This window comes from Streptomyces sp. NPDC020898, from assembly GCF_044333925.1.
GTDB lineage: Bacteria > Actinomycetota > Actinomycetes > Streptomycetales > Streptomycetaceae > Streptomyces.
Map to the genome: position 1 here is coordinate 311635 of NZ_JBIRRV010000007.1, position 17104 is coordinate 328738.

Consider the following 17104-nt stretch of genomic DNA (forward strand, 5'->3'; position numbering starts at 1 on the left):
GGCGCGGATTCGCCCCGCCAGTTCCTCATTCGCCGGCGGGATAGGGCTCGGGGGGCGGGTGGTTTTTTGGCTGCGGGGCGGTGGGAGCTTGTCGCGCAGTTCCCCGCGCCCCTGAAGGGCGCGGTTGCGCCGCGCCAGTTTCTCAAGGTGAGGGCAGGGATGGTGACAGGGACATCGGCGGGGCTGGCGGCGCTCGTTGTCAGGGTTCCGGAGGCGGAGTTCGCCGTTCGGAAGTGGCGGGGGCGGCTTGATCCTGCGGCGAGGGAGGGGGTGCCGGCGCATGTGACGGTGCTCTTTCCGTTTCTGCCGGCGAGGGGGATCGACGGTGCCGCCCTCGCCGCCCTGGGCGAGGTGTTCGGGCGGCACCGTTCCTTCGAGGTCGCGTTCGAGCGCTGCGGGCGGCTTCCGGGGCTGCTGTATCTCGCGCCGGAGCCGGACGAGCCGTTCCGTCGGCTCACCGAGGCGATCGTGGACCGGTGGCCGGAATCCCCGCCGTACGGCGGGAGGTTCGACGATGTCGTCCCGCATCTCACCGTCGCCCAGCGGCAGGACGATCTCGTGGTACTGGAGGAGGCCGAAGCCGATCTGAACGGCCGGCTTCCCTTCACCGCCCGTGTGTCGGCGGTCGATCTCGTGGTGCACGACGGCACCCGGTGGCAGCAGCGGATGGCGTTCCCGCTCCGCCGGTAAACGCTCGGGGTACCGGCGCGCGTCCGATTCGTTCAAGACCGGGGTCCGACGATCCGCCTAGCGTGGCCGTATGACTTCACAGACATCCTCACGACCGACCCCGCGACCCACTCCCCGGTTCGACGCCATCGGCATCGTCGCCTCCGACCTCGCCGCCTCCGTCGCCTTCTACCGGCGGCTCGGGCTCGACTTTCCCGAGGGTGCGGAGACGCAGCCGCACGTCGAGGCCGAACTGCCGGGCGGGATGCGGCTGATGCTCGACAACGAGGCGACCATCCGTTCCTTCGACCCCGGGTGGCAGTCACCGAGCGGCGGCGGGCGGATCGGGCTGGCCGTGCTGTGCGGCTCGGCCGCCGAAGTGGACTCCCTGTACGAGGAGTTGGTGGGCGCGGGGTATCGGAGCGAGCTGAAGCCCTGGGATGCCGAATGGGGGCAGCGGTACGCGTGTGTGCTCGACCCGGACGGCAACGGGGTCAGTCTGTTCGCGGCGCTCGCTCCGCGGGAAGCAGAGTGATTTACGCGCGGGCCCGGTGGGGGCTGATCGCGCAGTTCCCCGCGCCCCTAAGGGGCGCGCTCTCAGCCCCCTCCGCCCAGTAGTTGCCCCAGTGACATTCCCGCCAACTCCCGTACGTCGCGGGAGAGGTGGGCCTGGTCCGCGTACCCCGTGCGGGTCGCCGTCTCCGCGAAGGGGACCCCGTTCCTGGCCAGGGCCAGTGCGCGTTGGAGGCGCAGGATGCGGGCCAGGGTTTTGGGGCCGTAGCCGAAGGCGGACAGGGAGCGGCGGTGCAACTGGCGGGCGCTGAGGCCCAGTTCGTCGGCCGTGCGGGCGACCGGGCGGCCCGATTGTAGGGCCTCGACCAAGTCGCTCAGCAGGGGGTCGGGCGGGGGTGTGTGCGCCGCCCGTTCCAGCGCGAGCTCTTCGAGTGCCGTCGCCGGGTCGGGCGCCGCATCGACACGTGCGCTCAGGCGGCGTACCTCCGTGGCTCCCCACAGGTCGGCCAACTCGACGCGCCGGTCGCGGAGTTCGTGTGCGGGTACGCCGAGCAGGGCCGGCGCCGTGCCCGGGTGGAAGCGGATGCCCGCCCAGTGTGCGGGGGCGCCTTCGGGGACGTAGGCGCGGGTGTCGGGTCCCGCGACCAGCAGGCGGCCCTCGTGCCACAGGAGGTCCATGCAGCCGTCGGGCAGTACGGGCCGGGCGCCGGGCATTGCCGGGGTGTTCGTCCACACCACCGCGCCCGGCAGTCGGGAGGGCCGTTCCTCGTACACGTACGCAAGGTTACGCCCGTGTGATGGCCTGCGGCCTGCGCGCCCGGTGTTCCTGCGGGCTGACGCCGTACACCCGTTTGAAGGCGCTGGACAGCGCGAACGCGCTGCCGTAGCCGACCTGGCGGGCGATCGCGTCGAGGGTGTTGTCCGTGTCGCGCAGCCGGTCGGCGGCCATGGCCAGGCGCCAGCCGGTGAGGTAGGTCATCGGGGGTTCGCCCACCAGGTCCGTGAAGCGGCGGGACAGGGCGGCCCGGGACACCCCCGCCTTGGTGGCCAGCGAGGCGACGGTCCACGGGTGGGCCGGGTCGTCCTGGACCAGGCGCAGGACGCGGCCCACGACCGGGTCCGCCAGCGCCCGGTACCAGGCCGGGGCCGCCGCCTCGGGGCGGGAGAACCATGCCCGCAGGGCCGCGATGACCAGCAGGTCGAGCAAGCGGTCGAGGACCACCTCCTGGCCGGGTTCGTCGCGTCCCACCTCCTCCATCAGGAGCGGGGTCAGTGGGCACTGCCACACGTCCGAGGTGAGGGAGAGGAGAGGGGGCAGCGCGTCCAGCAGGCGGCCGTTGATCTCGCCCTGCAGGAGATAGGTGCCGATGAGCATCACCGCGGAGCCGTCGAGGCGGTCGCCCCAGGTGCGTACGCCCAGGTCCATCACGCCGTTCAGCGAACGGCCGTCGGGGTAGCGGCATTCGGCGCCCGGCAGGATCAGCGCCTGCGGGGGTGTCGCGGGGTCGTCCGCGCACGTGTACGGGTCCGGGCCGCGGGCGATGGCCAGGTCGCCCGCCCGCAGGTGCAGCCCCTCCCCCTCGTCCGGGGTGATCCAGGCGTCACCGCGCACCATGAGCATCACCGTCAGGGGTGCCTCGTCCTCGATGCGCACACACCACGGCGGCTCGAAACACGCGCGGATCATGAAGGCACCACGCGCGCGCGGACCCTCCAGAAGACCTGCAAGGGCGTCCATGGCGCCAGCGTAGACGCGTACGCAGGGAATGAGCCGTTCAGCGATGGGCCGGCCGGAGCGTGCGGCCCTTGACTGGAGGCATGACGCAGAACACGGAGAACACGAAGGACAGGCAGAGCGATCAGATCGACCGGGCCGGCCTGAGCGGCATGACCGTGGTCGTCACCGGGGCGTCCGGGCGGACCGGCAGTCGGGTCGCCGGGTCCCTGCGCGGGGCCGGGGCCGGCGTGCGGGCCGCGTCCCGTGCGCACGGGTTCGACTGGGAGGATCCGACCACCTGGGCGGACACCCTGGCCGGCGCCGACGCCGCGTACCTGATGTTTCCCTCGGACATCGGGGCGCCCCAGGCGACCGAGGGCGTCGGGGCGTTCGCCCGTGAGGCGGTCGGGCTCGGGGTGCGCCGGCTGGTGCTGCTGTCGGCGCGCGGCGAGGAGCAGGCGCGGCCGACGGAGGAGGCGCTGAAGTCGTCGGGCGCGGACTGGACGGTCGTACAGGCGTCGTGGTTCTCGCAGAACTTCAGCGAGGGACCGCTGGTGGAGGGGCTGCGCCACGGTGAACTTGCCTTTCCGGCAGGCGAAATGACGGAGCCGTTCCTCGATGTGCGGGACATCGCGGACGTCGTCACGGCCGCGCTCGGGTCCGGGGAGCGGTATGTGGGGCGGGCGTTGGAGCTGACCGGGCCTCGGCTGCTGAGTTTCCGGGAGGCGGTCGCGGAGATCGCCGCGGCGACGGGGAGCGAGCTGACGTACACGCCGGTGCCGGCGCGGGCGTACGGCGACGTGCTGATCGGGTTCGGGGTGCCGCCGGAGGAGGCCGCGTTCCTGGTGGAGGTCTTCGAGGGGCTTCTCGACGGCCGCAACTCCCGTTGCACGGACGGCGTCCGGGAGGTGCTGGGCCGCGAGCCGCGCGAATTCTCTGACTTCGTACGGGAGAACGCGGCGGCCGGGGTGTGGAAGGTGTGAGACCCCGGCAGCTCACGCCGGAACAGCGGCCCGTTCTCCGTCACTTCTCGGAGGGCGGGCCCTCCCCTGTCTTGGGCGGGCTCTTCACCTGCCCCCGCAGCCGCGAGGTCACGTCCTCCGGGGGCAGGAAGCGCGACCAGCGTTCCGGGAACTCGGAAGGCATGTCGGCGTCCTCGGGGTCCTCGGGGTCGTCGTACTCGTACGCGTGGGCGCGGGCGGCGGTGAGGCGGGCGACGTACTCGGCTGCCTCCTCCTGGCGTACCCGTTCGTTGGCGGCGCGGGCGGCGGCGGTGGAGGCGGCCGGCCAGACGCGGTCGATGGCCGCGTTGGCGGCGGCCCCGACGAGCACAGCGAACGAGGACATGCCGACCCACAGGAGGACGGCGACGGCCGCGGCGAGCGAGCCGTAGATCGTGGCGCCCTCGATGGTCTTGGTCAGGTAGATGCGCAGCAGGAAGCTGCCGAGCACCCACATCCCGAGGGCCATCAGTGCGCCCGGGACGTCCTCGATCCACGGTGAGCGCACGGGAACCGACACGTGGTACAGCGTCGTCAGGAAGGCGATGGACAGCAGGACCACGACAGGCCAGTACAGGACCTGTACGACCGTCTCCGACCACGGCAGTACGCCCAGCACCGCGTCCGGGCCCGCCACCATCAGCGGCAGCGCGACCGAGCCGATCAGCAGCGCCACGACGAACAGCACGAAGGCGACCAGCCGGGTCTTGACGATGCCGCGGACGCCGTCGAGGCCGTACATCACGGTGATGGTGTCGATGAAGACGTTCACCGCGCGCGAACCCGACCAGAGGGCGAACAGGAACCCTATGGAGATGACGTCGGGCCGGCCGCCCTTCATCACGTCGTCCAGGATCGGCTGGGCGATCTCCCTGACGCCCTTGTCCGACAGGACCGTGCGGGACGCCTCCAGGAGGTTGGTCTCCAGGCTGGTGATGGTGTCGGTGCCGGTCCAGTCGTCGACGTAGCCGAGCAGTCCGATCAGACTCAGCAGCAGTGGCGGCACGGACAGCAGCGTGAAGAACGCCGCCTCGGCCGCCAGGCCCAGGATCCGGTACTCGATGCACGAGTTGACGGTGTCCTTGACCAACAGCCAAGCAGTCCTGCGCTTGGAGACGTTCCGGTAGAGGACACGCGCCCGGTGGAGTCGGCCACTGGGGCCCTCGGGAAGTTCACTTGCTGCCTGCACGCCCTAACGGTATCGGGCGTACCGGACCCCTCTCACCCTCCGGTGCCCCGGTCAGGGCCCCGCGCGCGTGCGCCGCTCCCTTCCCTCCGTCCCCGTGACGCGACAGAAAACGTCGGGAAACCCAGCAGAAACGAGACGGAACGATCCGGCAAGGTAATCGAATACAATTTCTGTCATGCCCTCGGCGGCTATTTTCCAGCGCCCATAAACGGAATACCGCCGGGCAATTACACCCGTCCTACGGAAAGTCCCCTGGTGGGGCGAGCGAGCGGGTCGCGCCAATCCGCACGAAAAGTCGTGACTCTGTAACAGGAAAGCGACATTACGCCGATCGAGCTTGACCCGCACATAACCAGGTCGAAACAATTCGGATTACGTTCTCCCGGGGCACACCCGCCCAAGGGGGTCCGAAGCACCACGACACGGGGGCATCAGGGCTCCGACCAAGCCCGATCAAGCCGCGTTGCCCGTGGATCCGCACGAAAACGTGCGGATCGACGCCGTGCTGCACGCCGCGCCCATTTGACAATTTCCGCTCGTCCGTAATTTCTCTCGAACGCAATTACCCATATCGCGCCTGCTGTCACTCCGACCAGACAGATGTATGTCGGATGCACAGGGGGCGCGAAGTCCATCGTGCCAATTTACGGAGCTCCCATGCCTTTATCCACACCGCGCGTAGCCGGTGTAGACGTGGCCCGTGGCCTCGCGCTGCTCGGGATGTTCTCCGTTCATGTCTTCGGGGCGTTCGAGCCGGACGGTTCACCGACAGTGGCCTGGCAGCTGGCGGGCGGGCGGTCCTCGGCAACCTTCGCACTGGTGGCCGGGGTCGGTCTGGCCTTCACGACCGGCGGACGTACGCCACGCACCGGCCGGGGCTCGCTCGCCGCGGTCACCGCCCGGGCGCTGTCCGTCGGCCTGATCGGGCTGCTGCTGGGCTACGCCGCCAACGCGGCCGGCCTGGACGTCGACGTCATCCTCGCCTTCTACGCCCTGCTGTTCCTGCTCGCACTGCCGCTACTGGCCCTGCGGGCAAGGACGTCGGCCTGCGTCGCCCTCGCCCTGGCGGTGGTCGCGCCGTTCCTCGTCCATCTGCTCAGGGGCGCGCTGCCCGAACCGTCCTTCGAGGGCGATCCGACACTCCAGGACGTCGTCACGGACCCGGCCGGTCTCCTCGGCGACCTTCTCGTCCACGGCGACTATCCGGTCCTGGCGTGGACGGCGTACCTCTGTGCGGGTCTCGCCATCGGGCGGCTGGACCTCTTCTCCCGGCGCACCGCGACCGGGCTGCTGACCGCCGGGCTGGCGCTCGCCGCCACCACCTGGCTGGCCTGCTCGCTGTGGCTGCTGCGGTGGGGCGGTCTGGAGCGGCTGCGGCAGGCCGAGTTCCACGACGCGGCCGGGCCGCACGCCCGCGACGAGGTCCTGTGGGACACCCCGGCCGGCGAGACCTGGTGGTCGATGCTCTCCCGTGCCCCGCACTCCACCTCGCCGTTCGACATGCTGCACACCCTTGGCGCGGCCACGGCGCTGCTCGGGGCGGTCCTGCTGCTGACCCGGGTCCGGGTGGTGCGGCGCGCGCTCGTCCCGCTGGCGGCCGCCGGAAGCATGCCGCTGACCCTCTACTGCGCCCATGTCCTGTTCCTGGGCACCGGAGCGCTGAACGACTCCCGTGACCTCCAGTACGCCGTGCTGGTCGCCGGGGCACTGCTCTTCGCCGTCGTGTGGCGGCTCACGAGGGGCCAAGGGCCGTTGGAGACCGTCGTCGCGGGGGCGGGGCGGCGGGCCCGGGCGTGGGCACAGGGGCGGGCCGGGGAACGGGAACCGAGCCGGGAGCAGGGGACCCCGGCCGATCCTGCGGCCCAACGATCCGAACAGACCGAAATCCAAGATCAGCACCGCTAAGGAGTTCATTGTGGGGGGAAACCCGATCGAGTTGGTGCCCAAGCCACCGACCGATCCGATCAAGCACACGCCCGGCGCCGAGGGGGGCGCCGAGCAGATCCTCGCCGAGGTGCTCGCGGGGGTCGTGAAGACGGACCATGTCCCGCTCGACAGCCACTTCTTCGACGACCTCGGCGCCAACTCCCTGGTCATGGCGCACTTCTGCGCCCGGATCAGGAAGCGGGACGACCTGCCCGCGGTGTCGATGAAGGACGTGTACGGGCACCCGACGATCCGGAGTCTGGCAGCGGCGCTCACCGGCGCCCCGGCCGAGGCACCCGCCGCGGCGCCCGCCGAGGCCCCGGTGCCCGGCAGCACCTCGCGGTATGTCCTGTGCGGGGTCTTCCAGTTGCTGGTCTTCGCCGCCTACTGCTTTCTCACCGGCCTCGTCACCGTCGAGGGCTACGGGTGGATCAACGCGGGCTCGGGTGCCGCCGACGTCTATCTGCGGTCGGTCGTCTTCGGCGGTGCCGTCCTCATCGGGCTCTGCACCCTGCCGGTGGTCGCCAAGTGGGTGCTGATCGGCCGGTGGAAGGCGGTCGAGTTCCCCGTCTGGAGCCTCGCCTATCTGCGCTTCTGGACCGTCAAGGCGCTGCTGCACGCCAACCCGATGATCCTGTTCGCCGGGAACCCGCTCTACGTGCTCTACCTCCGGGCGCTCGGCGCGCGGATCGGCAAGGGCGTCACGATCCTCTCGCCCTCCCTCCCCGTCTGCACCGACCTGCTCACGGTCGGCGCGGGCACGGTGATCCGCAAGGACTCCTCCTTCCTCTGCTACCGGGCCGTGGGCGGCCGTATCCAGACCGGCCCGGTCACCCTGGGCAGGGACGTCTACGTCGGTGAGAAGACCGTCCTCGACATCGGCACGTCGATCGGTGACGGCGCCCAACTCGGCCACTCCTCCACGCTGTACGAGGGCCAGGCGGTGCCGGCCGGCCGGCGCTGGCACGGCTCGCCCGCCCAGCCCACGGACGTGGACTACGTACGGATCCCGCAGGTCCGCTGCTCCACCGCCCGCCGGTTCGCCTACGGCCTCGCCAGTTTCCTCCAGCTCCTGCTGGTCTACGTGCCGTTGGCCATCGGCGGCGGCTATCTGCTGCTCGATGTGGCGCCCCAGCTGAAGGCCGTGTTCGCCCCGGACATGGCCGACATGACCTCGGTCCGCTTCTACGCCGAGGCCGTGGGCCTGTCCCTAGCGCTCTTCACCAGCGGGATCGTCATCGGGGCGGTGACCGTGTCCCTGGTCCCCCGGCTGCTGCATCTGGTGATCCAGCCGGACAAGGTCTATCCGCTGTACGGACTGCACTACTCGGCGCAGCGGGCCATCACCCGGATGACCAACCTCAAGTTCTTCCTGTGGCTGTTCGGCGACAGCTCGTACGTCGTCCACTATCTGCGCGCCATCGGCTACGACCTCTCGCACGTCGAGCAGACCGGCTCCAACTTCGGTATGGAGATGCGGCAGGAGACCCCGTACCTGGTGACCGTCGGCAGCGGCACGATGGTCGCCGACGGGCTGTCGGTCCTCAACGCCGACTACTCCGGCACGTCCTTCCGCGTCTCGCGGGCGACGCTCGGGGGGCACAGCTTCCTCGGCAACAACATCGCCTACCCCGCCGGGGGCCGCACCGGTGAGAACGTCCTGCTGGCGACGAAGGTGATGGTCCCGCTCGACGGCGAACTCCGTGAAGGTGTCGGTCTGCTGGGCTCGCCGCCCTTCGAGATCCCGCGGACGGTGGAGCGGGACAGCAGCTTCGACCATCTGCGCGAGGGCGACGAGTTCCGCCGCCGGCTCGCCGCGAAGAACCGCTACAACCTGCGCACGATGGGCCTGTTCCTGTTCGTACGCTGGGTGCACTCCCTTCTCTTCACGGTGCTCGGCTTCGCCGCCCTCGCCGTGTACGGCACGCACGGCATCGCCGCCGGCGCGCTGGTCGGCGCCTCCCTGTTCCTCGGGCTCGTGCTCACCGCCGGGTACTTCGTGCTCGTCGAGCGGCTCGTCACCCGCTTCCGGCCCCTGCAGCCGCGGTTGTGCTCCATCTACGAGCCGCACTTCTGGTGGCACGAGCGGCTGTGGAAGGTGCCGGCCGGCTACCTCGTCGTGCTCAACGGGACGCCGTTCAAGAACCTCGCCTGGCGGCTGCTGGGCGTGCGGATCGGGCGCCGGGTCTTCGACGACGGCGCCTCCATCACCGAGCGCACGCTCACCGCGATCGGCGACGACTGCACGCTCGGGCCGCGCAGCGTCATCCAGTCCCACTCGCAGGAGGACGGCACCTTCAAGTCCGACCACATCGTCCTCGGCGCGGGCGTCACGCTCGGCACGGGCGCGCTCGTCCACTACGGCGTGTCGATGGGCGACGGCGCCCAACTCGCCCCGGACTCCTTCCTGATGAAGGGCGAGGACGTGCCGTGCCGGGCCCGCTGGGGCGGCAACCCGGCGACGGCCCTGCGGAGCGACCAGGTCGCGCAGACCACCCGGATCACCCAGACCACGCAGACCGCACAGCCCGGTCGGATCACACAGATAGCTACGGGGGCAGAACGATGAACACGATTCCACGCTGGACACCCGACCGGGTTCCCGAAGGGTCCCCCGAGGACCCGCGGCACTCGGTGTACGCGGAGTACGAAGTCCCGCTCGACGCCAGCCTGTTGAGGTCGGCCTCCTTCGAGTCGGCGCTGCTCGCCGCGCACGCCAAGGTGGTCGCCGCGCTCTCCGGCGAGCGGGAGGTCACCGTCGGGTACGTACCCGCGAAGGGCGAACGGCCCGTCGCACGCCGGATGGTGATCGGCACCGGTTCCTGGCGGGAGTTGCTGGCGTTGACGGACCTCGCCGACGAGGTGAGCGACGCGGGCGAGCCGCCGTACGAGACGGTGCTCGACCCGCACGGCGGTGAACCGGCCGACGACCGTGCCGTGTTGCACGTGGGCGTCGGCGAGCGCACCCTGCGGCTGCGGCACCGTACCGACGTCCTCGACGCCGGGGCGGCCGCCCGGATCGCCGGCTACCACCTCACCGCGCTCTCCCTGATGACCGCCGACCCGGACGCCGGCCACGAGCGGCAGAGCCTGCTGTCCGGGGAGGAACTGGCCTTCCAGCTGGACGGGTTGGCCGGTCCGGAACGTGAACTCCCGGACCGCCGGGTGCACGAGCTGTTCGAGGAGCGGGTGCGGTCGCACCCGGACGCGGTCGCGGCCGTGCAGGACGGCACGGAGTGGACCTACCAGGAGCTCAACTCCCGGGCCAACCAGCTCGGTCGGGCCCTGCTGACCCGCGGGCTGACCCGTGAGGGTGTCGTCGCCGTGGTCACCGAGCGCAACCTCGACTGGATGGCCGCCGTCCTCGGGGTGTTCAAGGCGGGCGGGGTCTATCTGCCGGTCGAGCCGCACTTCCCGGCCGAACGCATCGCCGCCACTCTCACCCGCGCCGAGTGCGCGTTCGTCGTCACGGAGCACGGCAGCACCACCACGCTCGACGCGGCGGGGACGGACGTACCGAGGCTGTACGTCGACGAAATCGGGGCGGAGGGACACGCGGACGACGACCTCGGCGTGCGCGTCACGGCGGACCAACTGGCGTACATCTACTTCACGTCCGGGTCCACCGGTGAGCCCAAGGGCGCGATGTGCGAGCACGCGGGCTTCGTCAACCACGTCCTCGCGAAGCTGGAGGACCTGGAGGTCGGCGAGGGGCAGGTGGTCGCGCAGACCGCTCCCCAGTGCTTCGACATCTCGCTGTGGCAGCTGGTGTCCGCACTGCTGGTCGGCGGCCGGACGCTGCTGGTCGGGCAGGACGTGATCCTGGACGTGGCCCGGTTCGTGGACACCGTCGTGGACGGCGGGGTCAATGTGCTCCAGATCGTGCCGTCGTATCTCGAGGCGGTGCTGGCCGAGTTGGAGCAGCGGCCCCGTGAACTCCCCGATCTGCACTGTGTGTCGGTCACCGGGGAGGCGGTGAAGCGGGAGCTGGTGCAGCGCTGGTTCGCCGCCCAGCCCGGTATCAGGGTCGCCAACGCCTATGGCCTCACGGAGACTTCGGACGACACCAACCACGAGGTCATGGACCGGGTGCCGGACGGGCCCCGCGTTCCGCTCGGGCGGCCCGTGCGCAACGTACGGGTGTACGTCGTCGACGAGCACCTGGCGCCCGTGCCGCTCGGGGCGCCCGGGGAGATCGTGTTCTCCGGGGTGTGTGTCGGGCGCGGGTACGTCAACGACCCCGACCGTACGGCGGCCGCGTTCACCGTGGACCCGTACCGGCCCGGTGAGCGGCTCTACCGCAGCGGTGACCACGGGCGCTGGCTGCCCGACGGCAAGCTGGAGTTCCTCGGCCGCCGGGACACCCAGGTGAAGCTGCGGGGCTTCCGGATCGAGATCGGCGAGATCGAGAACGCGCTGCTGCGGGTGCCCGGCGTCCGGGACGGCTCCGTGGTGGTCGTGCGGGGCACTCGGCTGGTGGCGTTCTGCACCGGCGCCGAACCCGCGGGTGTACAGGCGCGGTTGGCCGAGTCGCTGCCCGCGTACATGGTCCCGTCGGCCGTGCACTGGCGGGAGCGGCTGCCGCTCACCGCCAACGGCAAGACCGACCGCAGGACGCTCACCGCGCTCGCGGAGGAACTCGACTCCTCGGACTCCGAGGACTCCGTAAAGGGCACGCACGGGCCTCGGACGGCCGGCGAGCGGCGCCTGGCGGCCGCCTGGGCCGAGGTGCTCGGCGTGCCGGCGGACCGGATCGGCCGGCTGGACCACTTCTTCGACCGCGGCGGCACCTCGCTGTCGGCGGTCCGGCTCGCGATCGCCCTGGACCGGGCGATCACCCTCAAGGACGTCACCCGTCACCCGGTCCTCGCGGACCTGGCCGAGCTGCTCGACACGTCGGCCGCCACAGCCTGACGGCAGTCGCCGCCGCACCGAAAGGAACCACACCATGTCACTGTCATCCACCCCTTCGACCTCGGCCTCCACACCGTCGGCCGCGCTGCCCGTCGAGCTGCTCCCCGGCCGGCCGCCCACCTTGCAGGTCCCTGCCGTCACCGAGCCGGCGGAGTGGGCGGGCGCCCACCGGGACGCACTGCGGGCCGCCGTCGCCGAACACGGATCGCTGCTGGTGCGTGGCCTCGGCCTGCACGAGCCTGCCTCGGCCGGTACCGTCCTGCGGCGGCTGGCCGACACTCTGATGAGCGACCAGGAGGCCTTCGCGCCCCGGCGGCGGTACGCCGACGGCGTGTACTCGTCCTCCAAGTGGCCGCCGAACCAGCCGATGTGCATGCACCACGAGCTGAGCTACGCGCTGGAGTTTCCCGGCCTGCTGATGTTCGCCTGCCTCGAAGCGCCCGCCACCGGCGGCGCGACCGGGGTGGCCGACTCGGCGGCCGTGCTCGACGCGCTGCCCGCCGAACTCGTCCAACGCTTCGAGCGGGAGGGCTGGTTGCTCACCCGGACGTTCAACGACGAGATCGGCGCGACGGTCGCCGAGGCCTTCGGCACCTCCGACCGCGCGTCCGTCGAGCGCTACTGCCGCGCCCACGCCATCGAGTTCTCCTGGGAGCTGGACGGCTCCCTGCGCACCCGCCAGCGCCGCGGCGCCGTACTGCGCCACCCGGTCACCGGCCGGCGCTGCTGGTTCAACCAGATCGCGTTCCTCAACGAGTGGACGATGGACCCCGAGGTCCACGAGTACCTCGTCGACGTGTACGGCGCCGACGGTCTCCCCTTCAACACCCGCTACGGCAACGGCGATCCGATCGGCGAGGACGTCGTCAAGACCCTCAACGAGGTGTACGAGGCGCACACCATGCGCGAGCCGTGGCGCGGCGGCGATCTGCTGCTCGTCGACAACATCCGTACGGCACACAGCCGGGAGCCCTTCGAGGGACCGCGTGAGGTCCTCGCCGCCCTGGCCGACCCGGTACTGCGCACCGACTCCACCGAAGGGACAGCCTCATGACCACGAACCCTGTCACGGTCCCGCCGTTCTCCGTCATTTCCGGTGAGCAGGTCCAACAGGCCCTCCAGGGACGGGAGTCGGACGTCGTCGACCTCGTCGAGGCCGTGTACCGGCTGCACGGGGCCGGGGACTCCGTGAATCCGCCCTCGTACTTCCTGCGGTTCCCGGACCGGCCGTCGTCGCGGATCATCGCGCTGCCCGCGTCGATCGGCGGGGACGTCCGGGTGGACGGGCTGAAATGGGTCTCCAGTTTCCCGGAGAACGTGGCGGGCGGGATCCCGCGGGCGTCGGCCGTGCTGATCCTCAACGACCACGACACGGGCTATCCGTTCGCCTGCCTGGAGAGCTCGATCATCAGCGCCTCGCGCACGGCGGCCTCGGCCGCGCTGGCCGCCGACCGGCTGAGCCGGGGGCGCACCCGGCCGACCCGGGTGGGGTTCGTCGGCACCGGGCTCATCGCCCGCTACATCCACACCTATCTGGCCGCCACCGGCTGGGAGTTCGACGAGACGGGCGTGTACGACCTGTCCGCCGACAGCGCGGCCGGCTTCCAGGGCTACCTGGAGCGGTCGGACGGCGGCGGCAAGGTCACCGTGCACGACAGCGCCGAACAGCTCGTCCGTTCCAGCGACCTGCTGGTCTTCGCGACGGTCGCCGCGAAACCGCACATCCACGACGTGTCGTGGTTCGACCACCACCCGCTCGTCCTGCACGTCTCGCTCCGCGACCTCGCGCCCGAGATCCTGCTCGCCTCGGCGAACTACGTCGACGACGTCGAGCACTGCCTGAAAGCGGAGACCTCTCCGCACCTGGCCGAACAGCTCACCGGGGGCCGGGAGTTCATCGACGGCACGCTGGACGACGTACTCACCGGCCGTACGAAGGTCCCGGTGGACCGGCCGGTGGTGTTCTCGCCCTTCGGCCTCGGAGTGCTCGACCTCGCCGTCGGCAGGTTCGTCCACGACGAGGTGACCCGCCGCGGCGAACTGCGTGTCGTCGACGGCTTCTTCCACGAACTGCGCCGGCACGGCTGACCCGTCCACCGGGTGCCGCGCCACAGATCAGGCGCGCCGAAGACAGGCACGCCACACACAGGGGGACAACATGCCAGTCATTTCCCAACCATCGGACTTCAATGAGGATGAGCTCTACGTCGATCTCCGGGCCACCGTGGGGCTGCCCCTCTTCCTGAAGTGCGAGGGCTTCAACTTCGCCGGTTCGATCAAGATGAAGGCCGCCTACGAGATGGTGACGGCCGCCGAACGGGACGGCAGGCTGCGGCCGGGATCCGTTCTCGTGGAGTCCTCGTCGGGCAACCTGGGCGTCGCGCTCAGTGTGCTCGCGGCGAGCCGGGGCTACCGGTTCCTGTGCGTGACGGACTCACGCTGCAATCTCCAGGCGATCCGTCTGATGGAGGCGCTGGGCAGCAGTGTGCACGTCATCGACAAGCCGGATCTGCACGGCGGATTCCTCGGCGCCCGCATGGGGTACGTCCGGGCGCTGTGCGCCTCCGACGAGCGGTACGTCTGGCTCAACCAGTACACCAACCCGGGGAACTGGCGGGCGCACTACCGTACGACGGCACCGGCGATCGCCCGCCGGTTCCCCGGCCTGGACGTCCTGTTCGTCGGGGCCGGCACCACCGGCACCCTGATGGGCTGCGCGCGCTGGTTCTGGCAGTGGAATCGGAGGGTGCGGATCGTCGCCGTGGACAGCGTCGGCTCGGTCACCTTCGGGGGTCCGCCCGGGCCCCGGATGATCCCGGGGCTGGGCACGAGTGTCCGGCCGCAGTTGCTCGACGAGTCGTACATCGACGAGGTGATCCGCGTCGAGGAGCCGGACGCGGTGCGGGTCTGCCGCCGGCTGGCCGCCCGGGGCTTCCTGTTCGGCGGGTCGACGGGCACGGTGATCAGCGGGGCGACACAGTGGCTGGCCCGGCACGACGGGCGGGACCTCACGGCGGTGGCGATCGCACCGGACCTCGGTGAGCGCTATCTCGACACCGTGTACCAGCCCGAGTGGCTGGAGGAACTCCAGCGCGAGAGGGACATGGCGGCCCTGGCCACCGACGAACTGGCGGCGCTCTCCGGGCCGGCCTGACCGGCGGGAACGACCAAGGCCTCATTAGCTCGTTGGTGTGATCGTCCGCTTGCGGGCTTGCGGTCCCCTGGGCTGATCGGGTTAGCGTGATTGTGCGACCTGGGACACCGGGTACGGCGCCAGCGTGCGGGGCCCCTGCTCCACCAGAGGATGGTTCAGGGCCTCCCCGTCGCCTCTGGCCGTACCCAACTGGCCAGGTCGTGAGGGCTGTGTTCATAAGCGGCCTCCGGCCGCGGGGGCCTCCCGGTCCCGGACCACGCACACGATGCGTGTCGCCGCCCGGGGTCGAGTACGCCGGGGACCAGCTCGCCCAAGACCGTTCGGGGCGCGCGGCTGAACGGACTCACTCCAACTCAGTCCACAGGAACGGTACGTTCCCTGTATGGCAGCCAGCACCCACACCGTGACCAACCAGGCACCGCCCCTGGTCGGATATGACGTGTTCACCGCCGACAAGGCCCTGACAGCGGCCGTCGAGCGGCACCTGGACCCCGCGCTTCTGGACGAGGCGCGGGGCGAACTGTCCGCGCTCGGGAAGTCCTCCGGGTCCGCGCAGGTGCAGGAATGGGGGGTCCTCGCCAACGAGAACCCCCCGAAACTGCGGACGCACGACCGGTACGGCAACCGGATCGACGAGGTGGAGTTCCATCCGTCGTGGCACCGGCTCCTCGGCAAGGGCGTCTCGGCCGGGCTGACAGCGGCCTGGACGCGGCCCGGCGGGCATGTGCGGCGGGCGGCCGGGTTCGTCGTCTGGTCGCAGGCCGAGGCGGGCAACGGGTGCCCTCTGTCGATGACCCACGCGGCGGTGCCCGCGCTGCGCACCGACCCGGCGCTGGCCGCCGAGTGGGAGCCCCGGCTGACGTCCACCATCTACGAGGAGGGGCTCAGGCCGGCGGACCGGAAAGCCGGCGCGCTCTTCGGGATGGGCATGACCGAGAAGCAGGGCGGCAGCGACGTACGGGCCAACACGACGGTCGCGAGCCCGCTCGCCGAGGACGGGACGTACGGGCTGACGGGCCACAAGTGGTTCTGCTCGGCGCCCATGTCGGACGGCTTCCTGGTGCTGGCGCAGGCCCCCGGCGGGGTGACCTGTTTCCTGCTGCCGCGCGTCCTGGCGGACGGCACGCGTAACGAGTTCCGCATCCAGCGTCTCAAGGACAAGCTGGGCAACCGGTCCAACGCGTCGAGCGAGGTCGAGTTCGACGGGACGTGGGCGCGCCGGGTCGGGGACGAGGGGCGCGGGGTACGCACCATCATCGAGATGGTCGCGATGACCCGGCTCGACTGTGTGCTCGGCGCGGCCGCGCTGATGCGGCAGGCGGTCGCGCAGGCGGTGCACCACTGCACGTACCGCGAGGCCTTCGGCGGGAAGCTGATCGACAAGCCGTTGATGCGCAACGTGCTGGCCGATCTGGCCCTGGAGTCGGAGGCCGCCACGACACTGGCGCTGCGGCTGGCCGCGGCCTATGACGACGGCGGTGAGCAGGAGCGGGCGTTCCTGCGGCTCGCGCTGCCGGCCGCCAAGTACTGGGTGACCAAGCGCTGCACCCCACTGGTGGTGGAGGCGTCCGAGTGCCTGGGCGGCAACGGCTATGTCGAGGAGTCGGGCATGCCCCGGCTGTTGCGCGAGTCGCCGCTCAACTCGATCTGGGAGGGCGCCGGGAACGTGCAGGCGCTGGACGTGCTGCGGGCGATCCAGCGGGAGCCCGCGGCCCTCAACGCGTTCCTCCAGGAGGTCGGGAAGGCGCGCGGCGCGGACCACCGCCTGGACGGCGCCATCAAGGACCTGCTGACCGAACTCGCCGACCTGGACGGCATCGAGGGCCGGGCGCGGCGCCTGGTCGAGCGGATCGCTCTCGTCCTCCAGGGCTCGCTGCTGGTCCGGTTCGCACCCCCGGAGGTCGCCGACACGTTCTGCGCGTCCCGTCTGGGCGGCGACTGGGGCAGCGCCTTCGGCACCCTCCCGCACACCCTGGACCTGGCGTCGGTGGTGGAACGGGCTCGGCCGGTGGGCTGAACGC

The 17104-nt window shown here is 70.9% G+C and carries 13 protein-coding genes; 10 read left to right on the forward strand and 3 right to left on the reverse strand.

Annotated elements, in window-relative coordinates:
• Nucleotides 1-159: 159 nt before the first annotated feature.
• Both ACH4TV_RS23825 and ACH4TV_RS23830 read left to right on the forward strand, forming a co-directional pair.
• Nucleotides 160-690 (forward strand): 2'-5' RNA ligase family protein, encoded by a 531-nt coding sequence (locus ACH4TV_RS23825; RefSeq protein ID WP_398401234.1) that lies wholly within the window; start codon nucleotides 160-162, stop codon nucleotides 688-690.
• Nucleotides 691-760: 70 nt separating this feature from the next.
• Nucleotides 761-1204, forward strand: coding sequence for a VOC family protein (locus tag ACH4TV_RS23830; RefSeq protein ID WP_398401236.1), 444 nt, complete (start codon nucleotides 761-763; stop codon nucleotides 1202-1204).
• A gap of 62 nt (nucleotides 1205-1266) precedes the next feature.
• Here ACH4TV_RS23830 and ACH4TV_RS23835 read toward each other — a convergent pair whose 3' ends face one another.
• Both ACH4TV_RS23835 and ACH4TV_RS23840 read right to left on the reverse strand, forming a co-directional pair.
• Complete coding sequence (locus ACH4TV_RS23835; protein ID WP_398401238.1) at nucleotides 1267-1956, reverse strand: helix-turn-helix domain-containing protein; 690 nt, start codon at nucleotides 1954-1956, stop codon at nucleotides 1267-1269.
• 10 nt (nucleotides 1957-1966) lie between these two features.
• Complete coding sequence (locus ACH4TV_RS23840) at nucleotides 1967-2920, reverse strand: AraC family transcriptional regulator (protein ID WP_398401240.1); 954 nt, start codon at nucleotides 2918-2920, stop codon at nucleotides 1967-1969.
• Between the two features lie 80 nt (nucleotides 2921-3000).
• Here ACH4TV_RS23840 and ACH4TV_RS23845 point away from each other — a divergent pair, with 80 nt between their 5' ends.
• Entirely contained in the window at nucleotides 3001-3882 is an 882-nt protein-coding gene (locus ACH4TV_RS23845; RefSeq protein ID WP_398401242.1) for an NmrA family transcriptional regulator, read from the forward strand.
• 40 nt (nucleotides 3883-3922) lie between these two features.
• Here the strand turns inward: ACH4TV_RS23845 and ACH4TV_RS23850 are convergent, their stop codons facing one another.
• Nucleotides 3923-5089: a YihY/virulence factor BrkB family protein gene (locus ACH4TV_RS23850; protein WP_398401244.1), complete on the reverse strand. Its 1167-nt coding sequence runs from the start codon at nucleotides 5087-5089 to the stop codon at nucleotides 3923-3925.
• Nucleotides 5090-5746: 657 nt separating this feature from the next.
• Between ACH4TV_RS23850 and ACH4TV_RS23855 the strand changes: the two genes are divergently transcribed.
• From ACH4TV_RS23855 to ACH4TV_RS23885, 7 genes are all read left to right on the forward strand, one after another.
• The gene (locus ACH4TV_RS23855) at nucleotides 5747-6994 is read left to right on the forward strand and encodes a heparan-alpha-glucosaminide N-acetyltransferase domain-containing protein (protein WP_398401246.1); all 1248 of its coding nucleotides are present in this window, start codon (nucleotides 5747-5749) and stop codon (nucleotides 6992-6994) included.
• A gap of 34 nt (nucleotides 6995-7028) precedes the next feature.
• Entirely contained in the window at nucleotides 7029-9584 is a 2556-nt protein-coding gene (locus ACH4TV_RS23860) for a Pls/PosA family non-ribosomal peptide synthetase (RefSeq protein WP_398401627.1), read from the forward strand.
• The gene (locus tag ACH4TV_RS23865; protein WP_398401248.1) at nucleotides 9581-11929 is read left to right on the forward strand and encodes an amino acid adenylation domain-containing protein; all 2349 of its coding nucleotides are present in this window, start codon (nucleotides 9581-9583) and stop codon (nucleotides 11927-11929) included. The genes ACH4TV_RS23860 and ACH4TV_RS23865 overlap by 4 nt, the downstream gene beginning before the upstream one ends.
• A 34-nt stretch (nucleotides 11930-11963) precedes the next feature.
• Nucleotides 11964-12983 (forward strand): TauD/TfdA family dioxygenase, encoded by a 1020-nt coding sequence (locus ACH4TV_RS23870; RefSeq protein ID WP_398401250.1) that lies wholly within the window; start codon nucleotides 11964-11966, stop codon nucleotides 12981-12983.
• Nucleotides 12980-14017: a 2,3-diaminopropionate biosynthesis protein SbnB gene (gene sbnB, locus ACH4TV_RS23875; protein ID WP_398401252.1), complete on the forward strand. Its 1038-nt coding sequence runs from the start codon at nucleotides 12980-12982 to the stop codon at nucleotides 14015-14017. Before ACH4TV_RS23870 ends, sbnB begins: the two co-directional genes overlap by 4 nt.
• A gap of 70 nt (nucleotides 14018-14087) precedes the next feature.
• Nucleotides 14088-15083 (forward strand): 2,3-diaminopropionate biosynthesis protein SbnA, encoded by a 996-nt coding sequence (gene sbnA, locus ACH4TV_RS23880; protein ID WP_398401254.1) that lies wholly within the window; start codon nucleotides 14088-14090, stop codon nucleotides 15081-15083.
• Nucleotides 15084-15465: 382 nt separating this feature from the next.
• Nucleotides 15466-17100, forward strand: a complete 1635-nt coding sequence (locus ACH4TV_RS23885) for an acyl-CoA dehydrogenase family protein (RefSeq protein ID WP_398401256.1) — start codon at nucleotides 15466-15468, stop codon at nucleotides 17098-17100.
• Nucleotides 17101-17104: the final 4 nt, after the last annotated feature.

What these genes read in the sequence shown, in the direction of transcription:
- ACH4TV_RS23825 (WP_398401234.1), top strand. Translation starts at nt 160, where the DNA reads ATGGTGACAGGGACATCGGCGGGGCTGGCGGCGCTCGTTGTCAGGGTT.
- ACH4TV_RS23830 (WP_398401236.1), top strand. Translation starts at nt 761, where the DNA reads ATGACTTCACAGACATCCTCACGACCGACCCCGCGACCCACTCCCCGG.
- ACH4TV_RS23840 (WP_398401240.1), bottom strand. Translation starts at nt 2,920, where the DNA reads ATGGACGCCCTTGCAGGTCTTCTGGAGGGTCCGCGCGCGCGTGGTGCC.
- ACH4TV_RS23845 (WP_398401242.1), top strand. Translation starts at nt 3,001, where the DNA reads ATGACGCAGAACACGGAGAACACGAAGGACAGGCAGAGCGATCAGATC.
- ACH4TV_RS23855 (WP_398401246.1), top strand. Translation starts at nt 5,747, where the DNA reads ATGCCTTTATCCACACCGCGCGTAGCCGGTGTAGACGTGGCCCGTGGC.
- ACH4TV_RS23865 (WP_398401248.1), top strand. Translation starts at nt 9,581, where the DNA reads ATGAACACGATTCCACGCTGGACACCCGACCGGGTTCCCGAAGGGTCC.
- ACH4TV_RS23870 (WP_398401250.1), top strand. Translation starts at nt 11,964, where the DNA reads ATGTCACTGTCATCCACCCCTTCGACCTCGGCCTCCACACCGTCGGCC.
- sbnB (WP_398401252.1), top strand. Translation starts at nt 12,980, where the DNA reads ATGACCACGAACCCTGTCACGGTCCCGCCGTTCTCCGTCATTTCCGGT.
- sbnA (WP_398401254.1), top strand. Translation starts at nt 14,088, where the DNA reads ATGCCAGTCATTTCCCAACCATCGGACTTCAATGAGGATGAGCTCTAC.
- ACH4TV_RS23885 (WP_398401256.1), top strand. Translation starts at nt 15,466, where the DNA reads ATGGCAGCCAGCACCCACACCGTGACCAACCAGGCACCGCCCCTGGTC.